Source organism: Bacillus sp. B.PNR1, assembly GCF_030386235.1.
Classification (GTDB): Bacteria; Bacillota; Bacilli; order Bacillales; family Bacillaceae; genus Bacillus; species Bacillus stercoris.
The window spans coordinates 1-14,744 of sequence record NZ_JANYMN010000006.1; the positions used below are offsets into that span (position 1 = coordinate 1).

A 14,744-nucleotide genomic window follows, 5' to 3' on the forward strand; every position below is an offset into this window, starting at 1 on the left:
CTTCAGCGCCGATGGTAGTCGGGGGTTTCCCCCTGTGAGAGTAGGACGCCGCCAAGCAAGTTTAAACCCAACTCATTGAGTTGGGTTTTTTGTTTACCCAAGATCGAGAAAAACAAACAAATACAAACACCGAGAGCTTATGTAGCCCATATACTGATTCCAAGTTTCAAAAAGGTCTAAATAGTGTATACAATAGCCATTTTAAGGGGAGGCTAATTGTACGGAGGTGGAGAAGGTGGACGAAACAGCTAAACTTAATCATACATGTGTGATTTGTGATCAAGAGAAGAATAGAGGCATTCATCTTTATACGAAATTCATATGCTTAGATTGTGAGAGAAAAGTAATTTCTACATCAACTTCTGATCCTGAATATGCCTTTTACGTGAAAAAACTAAAGAGCATTCATACACCGCCATTATATTCATAGACCTGAAAAGGTCTTTTTTTGTACGCTTCATAATAAAAAGAAGATGAAACTTGTTTAAGAATTGAACGTAGTAGATAATAATATTAAAACTGAGTATAGACACAGGAGTCGATTATCTCATGCAGAGATTTTTTCACTTTTTAATGTGGAGTTTAACTAGCAGTGCGACTTTTGTTTTCATAGGGATATTGTGCTTTTTCGGTTTAAATCAGTCGCTTTTTTTATCTCTTGTTTATGGGCTTGCTTCAGGAGCAGTCGTATACACAGCAGGTATCTGGAATGCAAGACGGTTATTTCTTAAAAAGCATGAATTGACAGGAAGAGAGTACGCTTACATTAAGGAAAACCTAGAGGAAGCAAGGCGGAAAATCATACGTCTTAGAAAAGCATTGTTTCAGGCTAAAAGCATTCAAATGTTTAAGCAAAATGCGGAAATCCTTAGGCTTGTCAGAAGGATTTATTTGCTAACAAAAAAAGAACCAAAGCGGTTTTATCAGGCAGAGCGATTTTTTTATCAAACTCTCGATTCGGTTGTTGAATTGACAGAGAAGTATGCTTTTCTATCATCTCACCCGAAAAAAAGCAAAGAATTGTCGATGTCGTTAAGTGAGACACGCATCACTCTTACTGAATTGACCAAGCGTTTAGAGGAAGATTTAACTCAAGTAATGGGTGATGAAATTGACGAGTTGCAATTTGAATTAGATGCAGCAAAACATTCATTAAAGAAATAATGGAAGAGGGTAAAAGCGATGAACCGAGATCAAAGCGACCTTCATATAGATGAATTATTGGCAGACCCTTTTGGTGGTGATATAGAGATATCAGGTTCGGAGGCTGTAAAAGCAGAGAAAGAGCAAGTACGGCTTGTTGATGTTCTTCCTGAGGAAAACAAGGAAAAAGCAATTCAGCTTGCTGGACAGATTGATCATAAAAATATGCAAAGCATTGTCTTATACGGTTCACAAGCTCAGTCTAAACTGCTGAACTTTTCTCATGATATGATTAACCATGTTCAAAAGAAGGATGTCGGAGAGATTGGCGAAATACTTGGAGAGCTGATGAAAAAGCTGGAGCAAGTAAATCCTGATGATCTTCAATCTAAGAAAAAGGGTTTTTTGGCACGCATGTTTGGAAGAGTATCAAATTCTCTTCAAGAGGTGCTGTCTAAATATCAAAAGACCAGCGTGCAGATAGACAGAATCAGCTTGAAGCTGGAGCATTCTAAAAATGCTTTAATCAGTGACAATAAGCTATTAGAGCAGTTATATGAAAAAAATAAAGAGTATTTCGCAGCGCTGAATGTTTATATTGCTGCAGGAGAACTGAAGCTGGAGGAATTAAAAACAAAAACAATTCCTGAACTGAAGCAACAGGCTGAATCGAGTGATCATAACCAAATGGCCGTTCAAGAAGTAAATGATTTGATGCAATTTGCTGACCGGTTAGATAAAAGGGTGCACGATTTGCTGCTGAGCAGGCAAATTACAATCCAAAGTGCTCCGCAAATCAGACTGATTCAAAATACAAACCAAGCGTTAGCTGAAAAGATCCAGTCATCCATTGTGACAGCGATTCCGCTTTGGAAAAATCAAGTTGCGATCGCACTGACACTTTTAAGGCAGCGGAATGCAGTGGATGCACAGCAGAAAGTATCGGATACAACCAATGAGCTTTTGCTGAAAAATGCGGAGCTTTTAAAAACCAATACAATTGAAACCGTACGGGCAAATGAACGAGGCCTAGTTGATATAGATACCTTAAAAAAGGTGCAGGAAAGCTTAATAAGCACGCTTGAAGAAACATTGACTATACAAGAAGAAGGACGGATCAAACGCCGTCAGGCAGAAGAAGAGCTCATGATGATGGAAGGCGACCTAAAGCAAAAGCTGCTTACAATAAAGGAAAGATAGTTACCAATAAGTCTGGCTTTAAGTTCTGTCAGAGGCACGATATAATAAAGTGTAAGAAGACACATTCAAAGGATTGTTTTCATGAACACACCTTTATATAAAGCATTAATTCAACATGCGAGAAGAAATTCTCATTCATTTCATGTTCCGGGACATCACAATGGAGATGTCTTTTTTGATGACGCCAAGTCAATATTCGATCCTCTTCTCACCATTGATGTAACTGAACTGGCAGGGCTGGATGATCTCCATCATCCTTCCGGGGTAATTAAGGAAGCTCAGGAGCTTGTCAGTCAATTATATGGTTCGGCCGAAAGTTTTTTTCTGGTGAACGGTACGACTGTCGGAAACTTAGCGATGATTTTATCTGTTTGTGAACCTGGTGATACAATTTTGGTTCAAAGAAACTGTCATAAGTCTGTATTTCATGCTGTTGATTTGGCTGGTGCAGAGCCGGTTTATCTCGCACCTGACGTTGATCCAGCGATGCATGTGCCTATGCATGTTCCGCTTGGTACAATTAAAGAAGCCTTGGCAGCATATCCTGATGCGAAAGGCTTGGTACTGACCAATCCCACATATTATGGGCATAGTGCTGATTTGACCGAGATCATTACGGAGGCCCATCATTACGGGATTCCTGTTTTGGTGGACGAAGCACATGGCGCACATTTTATTTTAGGAGAGCCTTTTCCAGTCTCAGCTTTAAAAATGGGGGCAGATATTGTTGTTCAGTCGGCCCACAAAACATTGCCTGCCATGACGATGGGCTCTTATTTGCACCTCAACAGCAGCTGCAGAGTTAACAGGGATCGGGTGGCAGAGTATTTAAACCGATTACAAAGCAGCAGCCCGTCTTATCCGATTATGGCTTCGTTAGACATTGCCCGTGCTTATGTACAGCATATTATAGAAGAACAAAAGCTTCCTGACATTTTGCAGCGAATACAAACACTTAAACAAACGTTTGATTCACTTACAAATGCAGAAGTTGTTAACCCTGCTAATACACAGGTTATAGCGGACCCGCTGAAGCTTACCATTCGTTCAAAACGCGGGCATTCTGGCTATACACTGCAAAGCATATTAGAGCGTGCCAACATATTCACTGAGCTTGCTGACGAAAATCAAGTACTGCTCGTTCTCCCGCTGGGAGGAAAACGGAGAATAAACGCTGAAACCATTAGAAGCATTGATGAGGAGATTGAGAAAACGCCTCCGGATCAGCCGTTTGTGCCTGCTGAATGGGGAGCGCAGCCTGTTACTGTCTTGCCTTATCAAAAAAAGGTCTTATATTCGTTTAAGAAAGAATATGTGGACTTTGGGGAAGCAGCAGGCCGGCTGAATGCAGAGGATATCATCCCTTATCCTCCGGGTATCCCGATGATTATGGCGGGAGAAAGAATAACAAAAGAAAGTGTGCAAAAGCTCAGCCGCTTGATCAGCATGAAAACGCATGTTCAAGGGAATATGAAAATCAAAGAGAAACAACTACTTGTTTATATAGAAGAGGAGAAATCATGAGCGGTTTATTTATTACATTCGAAGGTCCTGAAGGGGCGGGGAAAACAACTGTTCTCCAGGAAATCAAAAACATACTGTCAGCTGAAGGCCTTCAGGTTATGGCAACTCGAGAGCCGGGCGGAATAGATATTGCAGAACAAATTCGAGAGGTTATTCTGAATGAGCACAACACATTAATGGACCCAAAAACAGAAGCGCTTTTATATGCGGCTGCGAGACGCCAGCATTTAGTTGAAAAAGTAAAACCTGCTTTAGAAGAGGGGCATGTCGTTCTTTGCGACAGATTCATAGACAGTTCGCTTGCGTATCAAGGATATGCAAGAGGACTTGGGATTGATGAGGTCCTGTCAATTAATGAATTTGCCATTGGAGATATGATGCCCCATGTAACGGTTTATTTTTCAATTGATCCGGAAGAAGGACTGAAGCGTATTTATGCAAACGGCTCACGGGAGAAAAATAGGCTCGATTTAGAAAAACTGGACTTTCATACAAAGGTACAGGAAGGTTATCAAGAGCTGATGAAACGATTTCCGGAAAGATTCCATTCAGTTGATGCCGGGCAATCTAAAGACCTTGTCGTTCAGGATGTTCTAAAGGTGATCAATGAAGCATTGAAAAAAATTCAATTGTGACCTGTTTCCCAATAGTTGATATAATAATGTAAACGAGATCATGTTGTTTCCAATCTAAAGGAGGCCTTCACAGATGAAATTGATAGTGGCAGTTGTACAAGATCAGGACAGCAACAGACTTTTGAAAACCTTAACGGATCACAACTTCAGGGTCACGAAGCTTGCGACGACGGGAGGATTTCTTAAATCAGGCAATACAACGTTTATGATTGGTGTTGAGGATATACGCGTCAATAAAGCGTTGAGTCTTATTAAAGAAAACGGACAGAAACGTGACCAAATGATTGCCCCTGTATCTCCAATGGGCGGAAATGCTGATTCTTATGTCCCTTATCCAGTCGAAGTTGAAGTTGGCGGAGCGACAGTATTTGTCCTTCCAGTCGATGAATTTCATCAATTTTAAGGATTTGAAACTGTGAAAATTAATAAAGATATACGTACATTTATAGATAATAAGCAGCTTCCCTCTGTGAAAACATCTGAGATCACAGCATCATTTAAAACATCAATGGAAAACCAAAGCAGCAAATTGAAGCTTGATCAGCTTACCAGGCTGTTATCCGACATAGAGGCATTTGGAAAAAGGCTAACGAAATCGCGGAACTTTAAAGACTTAGCGAGATTTAAAGGACTTGTGAAACGTTTTGTCAAAGAAGCTGTGGACAGCGGCCTTTCACATGAAACGTCGAAAAGCTTTGATCTTTACGGGAACAGCAGAACGCTGGGACTTGTGAAAGAAATAGATGAAAAATTGATACAGCTTACAGAAGAGATGATGGATCAGGAACAATCGGCAATTGATTTGCTGGAGCGTATTGGCGAAATAAAAGGTTTATTGATTAACCTTTACACATAGAGAGTGATACAATGGCAATATCCTGGAAGGAAATGAACGAGCTTCAGCCCAGAGTGATGAAGCTTTTATATAATAGTATTGAGAAGGACAGATTATCACACGCTTATTTGTTTGAGGGGAAAAAAGGAACAGGCAAGCTTGATGCCGCGCTGCTTCTTGCAAAAAGCTTCTTTTGTTTGGAGGATGGCGCGGAGCCTTGTGAGAGCTGCCGAAACTGTAAACGGATAGAGTCGGGGAACCATCCCGATCTCCATCTTGTTCAGCCTGATGGCTTATCAATCAAAAAGGCGCAAATTCAAGCGTTGCAAGAAGAGTTTTCTAAGACTGGACTTGAATCGCATAAAAAGCTGTATATTATTTCGCACGCAGATCAAATGACAGCAAATGCGGCGAACAGCCTGCTGAAATTTTTAGAAGAACCGAATAAAGACACAATGGCCATCCTCATCACTGAGCAGCCCCAAAGGTTATTGGATACCATCATTTCAAGATGCCAAACCCTTCCCTTTCAACCTTTGCAGCCACAAGCAATTGAAGACAGACTGATCGAACAGGACGTCTCGCCTCATATGGCAAGGCTTCTGGCCAACATGACCAATAATGTGGCAGAAGCAGTCGAATTAAGTCGAAATGATGAGTTTGCAGAGTCTAGAGCGAAAGTGATAAAATTGTATGAAGTCCTACACCAGCGGAAAGGACATGCTTTTTTCTTTATTCAAGATCAATGGATGCCCTTTTTCAAAGAAAAAACCCATCAAGAAATGGGTCTTGATATGCTCTTATTGATATATCGTGATGTGTTGTCCATCCAAATAGGAAATGAAGATAAATTGATTTATCAAGACTTATTCCAATCAATAAAACAGCATGCGCTACAATCAACACAACAAAGCGTTACGAATCAGATACTTGCTGTTTTAGAAGCAAAGAAACGGCTTCATTCCAATGTGAATGTACAAGGATTAATGGAGCACTTGGTGTTAATGTTGCAGGAGGGATAAGCTTGTACAATGTAATTGGTGTCCGCTTTAAGAAAGCGGGTAAAATATATTATTTTGATCCGAATGGATTTCATATAGAACATGACAGCTGCGTAATTGTAGAAACTGTCAGAGGCGTTGAGTACGGCCAGGTCGTGATTGCAAATAAACAGGTGGATGAGCATGATGTGGTGCTTCCCCTTCGAAAAGTGATACGTGTGGCTGACGAGCGCGATCTTCTCATTGTAGAAGAGAATAAACAAGAAGCACTATCAGCATTTGATATCTGCCAAAAGAAAGTGATTGAACACGGCTTGGATATGAAGCTGGTCGATGTTGAATTCACGTTTGATCGCAATAAAGTCATTTTTTACTTCACTGCTGACGGCCGAGTGGATTTTAGAGAGCTTGTAAAGGATTTGGCTTCTATCTTTAAGACAAGAATTGAGCTGCGCCAAATCGGAGTGAGGGATGAGGCGAAAATGCTCGGAGGAATCGGTCCTTGCGGAAGAATGCTTTGCTGTTCAACGTTTCTTGGAGATTTTGAACCCGTTTCCATTAAAATGGCCAAGGATCAGAACTTGTCTTTAAATCCTACGAAGATTTCAGGTCTTTGCGGACGTTTGATGTGCTGTTTAAAATATGAGAACGATGAGTATGAGACCGCAAAAGAACAGCTTCCGGATATTGGAGAAATGATTACGACAGCAAACGGTCCCGCGAAGGTCGTCGGACTAAATATTCTGGAACGGGTGCTTCAGGTGGAACTGATAAACCGTGAAAAAGTGATAGAATATACTTGGGAAGAGCTCTTGGAAGAGGGCGTCGTATCCGCACAAACCACAGATTAACGAGGTGTGGAACCTTGGATAAAAAAGAGTTATTTGATACAGTCATTAACTTAGAAGAACAAATTGGTTCACTGTACCGGCAGCTGGGGGATTTGAAGCAGCATATCGGTGAGATGATTGAGGAAAATCATCATTTACAGCTTGAAAACAAGCATTTGCGCAAACGGCTGGACGATACGACGCAGCAGATTGAAAAGTTCAAAGCTGATAAAAAAGAATCAAAAACACAGAAGACAGAGCAAACTGATATAGGGGAAGGATATGATAATCTGGCACGACTGTATCAAGAAGGATTTCATATCTGCAATGTCCACTATGGAAGTGTTCGAAAAGAAGATTGTCTTTTCTGTCTGTCATTCTTAAATAAAAAATAGGGAAAAGGCTTCCGCATAAGACGGAAGCCTTTTTCAAAGGTACTGAAAGGATAAGAAGATGGTTTCATTACGTGATGATGAAAGATTAGATTATTTGCTGGCAGAGGACATGAAAATCATACAAAGTCCAACGGTGTTTGCTTTTTCATTGGACGCTGTGCTTCTGTCCAAATTTGCGTACGTTCCGATACAAAAAGGAAAAATTGTTGATTTGTGTACCGGCAATGGCATTGTGCCGCTGCTGCTCAGTACAAGATCAAAAGCAGACATTCTTGGAGTCGAAATTCAAGAAAGGCTGTATGATATGGCTATTCGCAGTGTGGAGTACAATAAGCTGCAGGGTCAGATTCAGATCATACATGATGATCTGAAAAATATGCCGGAGAAACTTGGACATAATCGATATGATGTTGTCACCTGCAACCCGCCGTATTTTAAAACGCCGAAACAAACTGAACAAAACATGAACGAGCATCTCCGAATTGCAAGACATGAAATTCACTGCACACTGGAGGATGTCATTTCAGTCAGCAGCAAGCTGCTCAAACAAGGAGGAAAAGCAGCGCTTGTTCACCGGCCGGGACGGCTTCTCGAGATTTTTGAACTGATGAAGGCTTATCAAATCGAGCCAAAGCGTGTGCAATTTGTCTATCCGAAGCAAGGGAAAGAAGCCAATACCATTTTGGTTGAAGGGATCAAAGGTGGGCGTCCAGATTTGAAAATTCTTCCTCCTTTGTTCGTTTATGATGAACAAAATGAATATACAAAAGAGATCAGGACCATTTTATATGGAGACAAATAATCATTTCTTCTACGTCGTGAAATGTAGGGACAATAGCTGGTATGCCGGGTATACCAACGATCTGCATAAACGGGTGAAAACACACAATGACGGAAAGGGCGCAAAGTATACAAAAGTAAGACGTCCGGTTGAATTGATTTTTGCTGAAGCTTTCGATACCAAACGAGAAGCTATGCAGGCTGAATATTATTTCAAAAAACTAACTCGAAAGAAAAAAGAGCTTTATATAGAAGAAAAGCGGAACAGCAAGGAGGCTGTATATGTTAAGGCGCCAAATGAGCTTTAATGGAAAGTCGGACATGGGAATTCTTTACTTGGTCCCAACCCCAATCGGAAATTTAGAGGATATGACATTCCGGGCGATCGATACGCTGAAATCAGTGGATGCGATTGCTGCGGAAGATACGAGGCAAACGAAAAAGCTTTGTCATGTATATGAAATTGAAACACCGCTGGTCAGCTATCATGAACACAATAAAGAAAGCAGCGGGCACAAAATTATTGAATGGCTGAAATCGGGAAAAAACATTGCTCTTGTCAGTGATGCCGGTCTGCCGACAATTTCTGATCCTGGAGCTGAAATCGTGAAAGATTTTACGGATATAGGCGGTTATGTTGTTCCGTTGCCTGGAGCCAACGCTGCATTAACAGCTCTTATTGCTTCAGGTATTGTACCGCAGCCTTTTTTCTTTTACGGTTTTCTCAACAGACAGAAAAAAGAAAAGAAGAAGGAGCTTGAAGCCCTTAAAAAACGGCGGGAAACGATCATTTTTTATGAAGCGCCTCACAGATTGAAGGAAACCTTGTCAGCGATGGCAGAGATATTAGGGGATCGAGAAATCGCTGTAACGCGTGAACTCACTAAAAAATATGAAGAGTTTATCCGAGGAACGATATCCGAGGTCATCGAATGGGCAAACGAGGATCAGATACGCGGCGAGTTTTGTCTTGTCGTAGAAGGAAGTAATAATGAAGAAGCAGATGAGGAAGAACAATGGTGGGAAACCCTCACTGCGAAAGAACATGTCGAGCATTACATCTCGAAAGGCGCTACTTCTAAAGAAGCCATTAAAAAAGCAGCAGTCGACCGCAATGTACCAAAGCGTGAAATGTACGATGCTTACCATATTAAGCAATAAAAAAACGTTCTTGTGTCATAACAAGAACGTTTTTTGTACAAGAAATGATTATTTAAGGTTTTGAAGCTGGTTTTGGATTTCGCTGATGATTTGCTCAGCGCCTTCTTTACTAAGAACCAATTTACCGCCTGCAAGTTTAAGGTTATCATCAGAAACTTCACCAGTTACTTGGCAAGTCATGTTTGGTTTATATTTTTTAAGGATGATTTTTTCATCATCAACATAAATTTCAAGAGCATCTTTTTCTGCGATTCCGAGAGTACGACGCAATTCGATAGGAATAACTACACGTCCTAATTCATCAACTTTACGTACAATACCAGTAGATTTCATAAACATTCTCCTCCCAAGAGATACTTATTTGTTTAAATTATATTTTTCTTCGTCATTATTCGACAAAATCCTTACCTTCATAGCATAACAAGGTTTCCAATAATCGTCAATCATTTTGTTTACTATTGATTGTAAGAATTAGTTCTTATAGTCAGTAATGTCTTGGAAACTACCGAAATAACAGCATTTTATAAATATTTAATAAAGCTATTATCCTACTAAAAATCCTTTTAAATCAAGACTTTCGAACCAAAGTTTTTTATTTCATTTGATTATATACGACAAAATTCGACACGAACAGACTTTTTTTATTTTCATTAAAGATTTTTAATTTTAATTATTCTTTTTCAGGGCATATGTATATATTCTTGATCTTAAAGGCTAAGATGGTATCATAGATAAAGGATAAATATAAAAAATATGCAGATATGATTTGCACTTATCGCCGCTCTCGTCCTTTGGGCGGGAGCTTTTTGACATTCTGATTAGGAGGTTTCAAGATGCCGCAAGAAAACAATACTTTTTACATTACAACACCGATTTATTATCCGAGCGGAAAATTACATATCGGCCATGCATATACGACAGTCGCGGGAGATGCAATGGCACGCTATAAAAGATTAAAAGGGTTCGATGTTCGCTATTTAACGGGAACGGACGAGCATGGACAAAAGATTCAGCAAAAAGCTGAACAGGAAAACATTACACCTCAGGAGTATGTGGATCGCGCAGCGGCAGATATTCAAAAACTGTGGAAGCAGCTTGAAATCTCAAACGACGACTTTATCCGTACGACAGAAAAACGGCATAAAGTTGTCATTGAAAAGGTGTTTCAAAAGCTTCTTGATAATGGGGACATCTATCTTGATGAGTATGAAGGCTGGTACAGCATCCCTGATGAAACGTTCTACACGGAAACGCAGCTTGTTGATATCGAGCGGAATGAAAAGGGAGAGGTCATCGGCGGAAAAAGCCCTGACAGCGGTCACCCAGTTGAATTGATCAAAGAGGAGTCTTATTTCTTCCGTATGGGCAAATACGCGGATCGTCTTTTGAAATACTATGAAGAAAATCCGACCTTCATCCAGCCGGAATCACGCAAAAACGAAATGATTAATAACTTTATCAAGCCTGGACTCGAGGATTTGGCAGTATCACGTACCACTTTTGATTGGGGCGTAAAGGTGCCGGAAAATCCAAAGCACGTTGTATATGTTTGGATTGACGCACTATTTAACTATTTAACAGCACTAGGTTATGATACAGAAAATGATGAGCTGTATCAAAAATATTGGCCTGCCGATGTTCATTTAGTCGGTAAGGAGATTGTACGATTCCATACGATTTACTGGCCAATTATGCTGATGGCTCTGGATCTGCCTCTGCCAAAGCAAGTATTCGCTCATGGCTGGCTTTTGATGAAAGACGGAAAAATGTCGAAATCAAAAGGAAACGTTGTAGATCCGGTTACATTAATTGAACGCTATGGGTTAGACGAGCTTCGCTATTACCTGCTTCGCGAAGTGCCGTTCGGATCTGACGGTGTATTCACGCCGGAAGGATTTGTTGAGCGGATCAACTATGATCTAGCGAATGATTTAGGAAACCTATTGAATCGTACTGTTGCGATGATCAATAAGTATTTTGACGGACAGATCGGTTCTTACAAAAGTGCTGTTACGGAATTTGACCAAACGCTCACTTCGGTTGCTGAAGAAACAGTGAAAGCTTATGAGAAAGCAATGGAAAACATGGAATTCTCGGTAGCACTTTCGACTTTATGGCAGCTCATCAGCCGCACCAACAAATACATTGATGAGACAGCTCCATGGGTGCTTGCGAAAGATCCGGCAAAAGAAGAAGAATTGCGATCCGTTATGTATCATCTCGCTGAATCATTGCGTATTTCAGCGGTACTGCTTCAGCCATTCTTAACAAAAACACCGGAAAAAATGTTCGAGCAGTTGGGCATTACTGATGAATCTTTAAAAGCTTGGGACAGCATTACAGCTTTCGGCCAGCTGAAAGATACAAAAGTACAAAAAGGCGAGCCGTTGTTCCCACGTTTAGAGGCAGAGGAAGAAATTGCTTATATCAAAGGGAAAATGCAAGGTTCGGCACCAGCGAAAGAAGAAACAAAAGAAGAAGAGCCGCAAGAGGTCGATCGTTTACCTGAAATTACGATTGATCAATTCATGGATGTAGAGCTTCGCGTAGCTGAGGTCATTGAGGCAGAGCCAGTGAAAAAAGCAGACCGGTTATTGAAGCTGCAGCTGGATCTTGGTTTTGAAAAGCGCCAAGTGGTATCTGGCATAGCGAAGCATTATACGCCTGAAGAGCTTGTTGGAAAGAAACTCGTTTGTGTAACAAATCTAAAACCGGTTAAACTGAGAGGCGAGCTTTCTCAAGGTATGATCCTTGCAGGGGAGGCAGACGGCGTTTTAAAAGTCGTATCTATCGATCAGTCGTTACCAAAAGGCACAAGAATTAAATAATGATAAACAAAAGGTGTTTCACGTGTAACAATTCGTCGAACACCTTTTGTGTTTCGACAAGAAAGGAGTTTTTCACTTATGTTGTTTGACACACACGCGCATTTAAATGCGGAACAATATGATACTGATCTGGAAGAGGTTATTGAACGGGCAAAAGCTGAAAAAGTTGAACGAATTGTCGTAGTTGGTTTTGACCGTCCAACGATTACCCGTGCGATGGAAATGATTGAGGAATATGATTTTATTTATGCAGCCATCGGCTGGCACCCTGTTGACGCGATTGACATGACAGAGGAAGATTTAGCATGGATTAAAGAGCTTTCTGCTCATGAGAAAGTGGTAGCGATAGGTGAAATGGGACTTGATTATCACTGGGATAAATCACCTAAAGACATTCAAAAAGAGGTGTTTAGAAAACAAATTGCATTAGCGAAAGAGGTCAATCTGCCTATTATCATTCATAACCGTGATGCAACGGAGGATGTCGTGACTATTCTGAAAGAGGAAGGCGCAGAAGCTGTGGGCGGAATCATGCACTGCTTTACAGGAAGTGCGGAAGTGGCAAGAGAATGCATGAAAATGAATTTTTATTTATCATTTGGAGGGCCGGTGACATTCAAAAACGCGAAGAAACCGAAGGAAGTAGTGAAGGAAATTCCGAATGACCGGTTGCTGATTGAAACGGACTGCCCGTTTCTCACGCCTCACCCTTTCCGCGGGAAAAGAAATGAACCGAGCTATGTGAAATATGTGGCAGAACAAATCGCAGAATTAAAAGAAATGACATTTGAGGAGATTGCCTCAATCACTACTGAAAATGCGAAAAGACTTTTCCGTATAAACTGACAAAAAACGCTAGCGGGTTTTGTAAGAGCTTGTCCCTTACAGCGTTTTTCTATAAAAGTTCTACATGCTTTCTTCTCCTCATAGGATAGGTTTGTCGACAAGTCTTTCTTCCGTTTCTCAGTGTATTTCAGGATAATGAAGAAGACACTGAGCTTTTGGGAGAAAGAGAAGGGAGGGTTGACAGCCTTTTAGATACTCTATATAATCTCTCCGAGGAGAAGGAGGCGTTTTTCATCACACAAAAAATGAAAAAGCTGTTTTCCGTAAAGCTTAGCAAAAGCAAAGTCATTCTGGTTGCTGCTTGTTTGCTTTTGGCAGGAAGCGGGACTGCGTACGCGGCTCATGAGCTGACGAAACAATCAGTCTCAGTTTCTATCAATGGCAAAAAGAAACATATACGCACACATGCAAGTACAGTCGGTGATCTTTTGGAGACGCTTGATATCAAAACAAGAGACGAAGACAAGATCACACCTGCTAAACAGACAAAGATAACAGCAGATATGGACGTTGTGTATGAGGCTGCAAAACCTGTGAAGCTTACAATAAACGGGGAAGAAAAGACATTATGGTCAACAGCAAAAACGGTCGGTGCATTACTGGACGAACAAGATGTTGATGTGAAAGAACAAGATCAAGTTGATCCCGCAATAGATACAGATATTTCGAAAGACATGAAGATTAACATAGAGCCCGCATTTCAGGTTACTGTGAATGATGCAGGAAAACAAAAGAAGATCTGGACGACTTCGACTACGGTCGCTGACTTTTTAAAACAGCAAAAGATGAACATAAAAGACGAAGATAAAATCAAGCCTGCGTTAGATGCAAAGCTGACGAAAGGAAAGGCTGATATTACAATTACTCGTATCGAAAAGGTCACCGATGTAGTTGAAGAGAAGATTGCGTTCGATGTGAAAAAGCAAGAAGACGCTTCTCTTGAAAAAGGGGAAGAAAAGGTCGTCCAAAAAGGAAAAGAAGGCAAGCTTAAGAAACATTTCGAGGTCGTTAAAGAAAACGGCAAAGAAGTGTCCAGAGAGCTTGTAAAAGAAGAAACAGCTGAACAAAGCAAAGATAAAGTCATTGCTGTCGGCACAAAGCAGAGCAGTCCAAAAGTTGAAAAGGTCAGCGCTTCAGGTGATTCAAAAACAGTTGTGTCCCGCAGCAATGAATCATCAGGAAAAGTCATGACTGTATCTTCTACGGCTTATACGGCAAGCTGCAGCGGCTGTTCAGGACATACAGCGACAGGCGTCAATTTAAAAAATAATCCGAATGCCAAAGTCATCGCTGTGGATCCCAATGTCATTCCGCTAGGCTCCAAAGTCCACGTGGAAGGCTATGGATATGCCATTGCTGCAGATACTGGTTCAGCGATTAAAGGGAACAAAATAGACGTCTTTTTCCCAGAGAAATCATCGGCGTACCGATGGGGAAATAAAACAGTCAAAATTAAAGTCTTAAATTAATATATACTTATGATTCAGAGGGTTTTGCGCCCTCTGTTTTTTTCGTTATAATAGACAAAGTGTATTTTATGCTTATTAGACGCTCGACATAAGAAAA

Annotated in this window: 17 protein-coding genes; 16 read left to right on the top strand and 1 reads right to left on the bottom strand. The window is 40.8% G+C overall.

The window, feature by feature from the left end:
* Positions 1-235 precede the first annotated feature (235 nt).
* From csfB to rsmI, 13 genes are all read left to right on the top strand, one after another.
* Positions 236-430, top strand: coding sequence for an anti-sigma-G factor (gene csfB, locus NZD81_RS20775; protein WP_014662469.1), 195 nt, complete (start codon positions 236-238; stop codon positions 428-430).
* A gap of 119 nt (positions 431-549) precedes the next feature.
* The gene (locus NZD81_RS20780) at positions 550-1,164 is read left to right on the top strand and encodes a 5-bromo-4-chloroindolyl phosphate hydrolysis family protein (RefSeq protein WP_014662470.1); all 615 of its coding nucleotides are present in this window, start codon (positions 550-552) and stop codon (positions 1,162-1,164) included.
* A gap of 18 nt (positions 1,165-1,182) precedes the next feature.
* On the top strand, positions 1,183-2,343 hold the full coding sequence (locus tag NZD81_RS20785; protein ID WP_071582144.1) for a toxic anion resistance protein: 1,161 nt from the start codon (positions 1,183-1,185) through the stop codon (positions 2,341-2,343).
* Between the two features lie 81 nt (positions 2,344-2,424).
* Positions 2,425-3,867 (top strand): aminotransferase class I/II-fold pyridoxal phosphate-dependent enzyme, encoded by a 1,443-nt coding sequence (locus tag NZD81_RS20790; protein WP_282373893.1) that lies wholly within the window; start codon positions 2,425-2,427, stop codon positions 3,865-3,867.
* Positions 3,864-4,502 (top strand): dTMP kinase, encoded by a 639-nt coding sequence (tmk, locus tag NZD81_RS20795; protein WP_014662473.1) that lies wholly within the window; start codon positions 3,864-3,866, stop codon positions 4,500-4,502. Before NZD81_RS20790 ends, tmk begins: the two co-directional genes overlap by 4 nt.
* 73 nt (positions 4,503-4,575) lie before the next feature.
* Positions 4,576-4,905 carry a cyclic di-AMP receptor DarA gene (darA, locus tag NZD81_RS20800; RefSeq protein WP_003242755.1) on the top strand — a complete coding sequence of 110 codons (330 nt, stop codon included), beginning with the start codon at positions 4,576-4,578 and terminating at the stop codon, positions 4,903-4,905.
* A 12-nt stretch (positions 4,906-4,917) separates the two neighbouring features.
* Positions 4,918-5,358, top strand: coding sequence for a YaaR family protein (locus NZD81_RS20805; RefSeq protein ID WP_071582142.1), 441 nt, complete (start codon positions 4,918-4,920; stop codon positions 5,356-5,358).
* 11 nt (positions 5,359-5,369) lie between these two features.
* Positions 5,370-6,359, top strand: a complete 990-nt coding sequence (gene holB, locus NZD81_RS20810; protein WP_069840443.1) for a DNA polymerase III subunit delta' — start codon at positions 5,370-5,372, stop codon at positions 6,357-6,359.
* A gap of 2 nt (positions 6,360-6,361) precedes the next feature.
* Entirely contained in the window at positions 6,362-7,189 is an 828-nt protein-coding gene (ricT, locus tag NZD81_RS20815; RefSeq protein ID WP_003226767.1) for a competence/sporulation regulator complex protein RicT, read from the top strand.
* 14 nt (positions 7,190-7,203) lie between these two features.
* On the top strand, positions 7,204-7,563 hold the full coding sequence (yabA, locus tag NZD81_RS20820) for a replication initiation-control protein YabA (protein WP_003218308.1): 360 nt from the start codon (positions 7,204-7,206) through the stop codon (positions 7,561-7,563).
* A gap of 58 nt (positions 7,564-7,621) precedes the next feature.
* Positions 7,622-8,365 carry a tRNA1(Val) (adenine(37)-N6)-methyltransferase gene (locus tag NZD81_RS20825; RefSeq protein WP_282373894.1) on the top strand — a complete coding sequence of 248 codons (744 nt, stop codon included), beginning with the start codon at positions 7,622-7,624 and terminating at the stop codon, positions 8,363-8,365.
* On the top strand, positions 8,352-8,651 hold the full coding sequence (locus tag NZD81_RS20830; RefSeq protein ID WP_014662477.1) for a GIY-YIG nuclease family protein: 300 nt from the start codon (positions 8,352-8,354) through the stop codon (positions 8,649-8,651). Before NZD81_RS20825 ends, NZD81_RS20830 begins: the two co-directional genes overlap by 14 nt.
* On the top strand, positions 8,626-9,504 hold the full coding sequence (gene rsmI / locus NZD81_RS20835; protein WP_014662478.1) for a 16S rRNA (cytidine(1402)-2'-O)-methyltransferase: 879 nt from the start codon (positions 8,626-8,628) through the stop codon (positions 9,502-9,504). Before NZD81_RS20830 ends, rsmI begins: the two co-directional genes overlap by 26 nt.
* Positions 9,505-9,552: 48 nt before the next feature.
* Here the strand turns inward: rsmI and abrB are convergent, their stop codons facing one another.
* A complete protein-coding gene (abrB, locus tag NZD81_RS20840) occupies positions 9,553-9,843 on the bottom strand; it encodes a transition state genes transcriptional regulator AbrB (RefSeq protein WP_003226760.1) in 291 nt (96 codons plus the stop codon).
* A gap of 494 nt (positions 9,844-10,337) precedes the next feature.
* Between abrB and metG the strand changes: the two genes are divergently transcribed.
* The 3 genes from metG (at position 10,338) to NZD81_RS20855 (ending at position 14,647) form a co-directional block, all read left to right on the top strand.
* The gene (metG, locus tag NZD81_RS20845; protein ID WP_071582140.1) at positions 10,338-12,332 is read left to right on the top strand and encodes a methionine--tRNA ligase; all 1,995 of its coding nucleotides are present in this window, start codon (positions 10,338-10,340) and stop codon (positions 12,330-12,332) included.
* A 78-nt stretch (positions 12,333-12,410) separates the two neighbouring features.
* Positions 12,411-13,178, top strand: a complete 768-nt coding sequence (locus tag NZD81_RS20850; RefSeq protein ID WP_014475570.1) for a TatD family hydrolase — start codon at positions 12,411-12,413, stop codon at positions 13,176-13,178.
* A gap of 155 nt (positions 13,179-13,333) precedes the next feature.
* A complete protein-coding gene (locus NZD81_RS20855; protein ID WP_040081079.1) occupies positions 13,334-14,647 on the top strand; it encodes a ubiquitin-like domain-containing protein in 1,314 nt (437 codons plus the stop codon).
* Positions 14,648-14,744 lie beyond the last annotated feature (97 nt).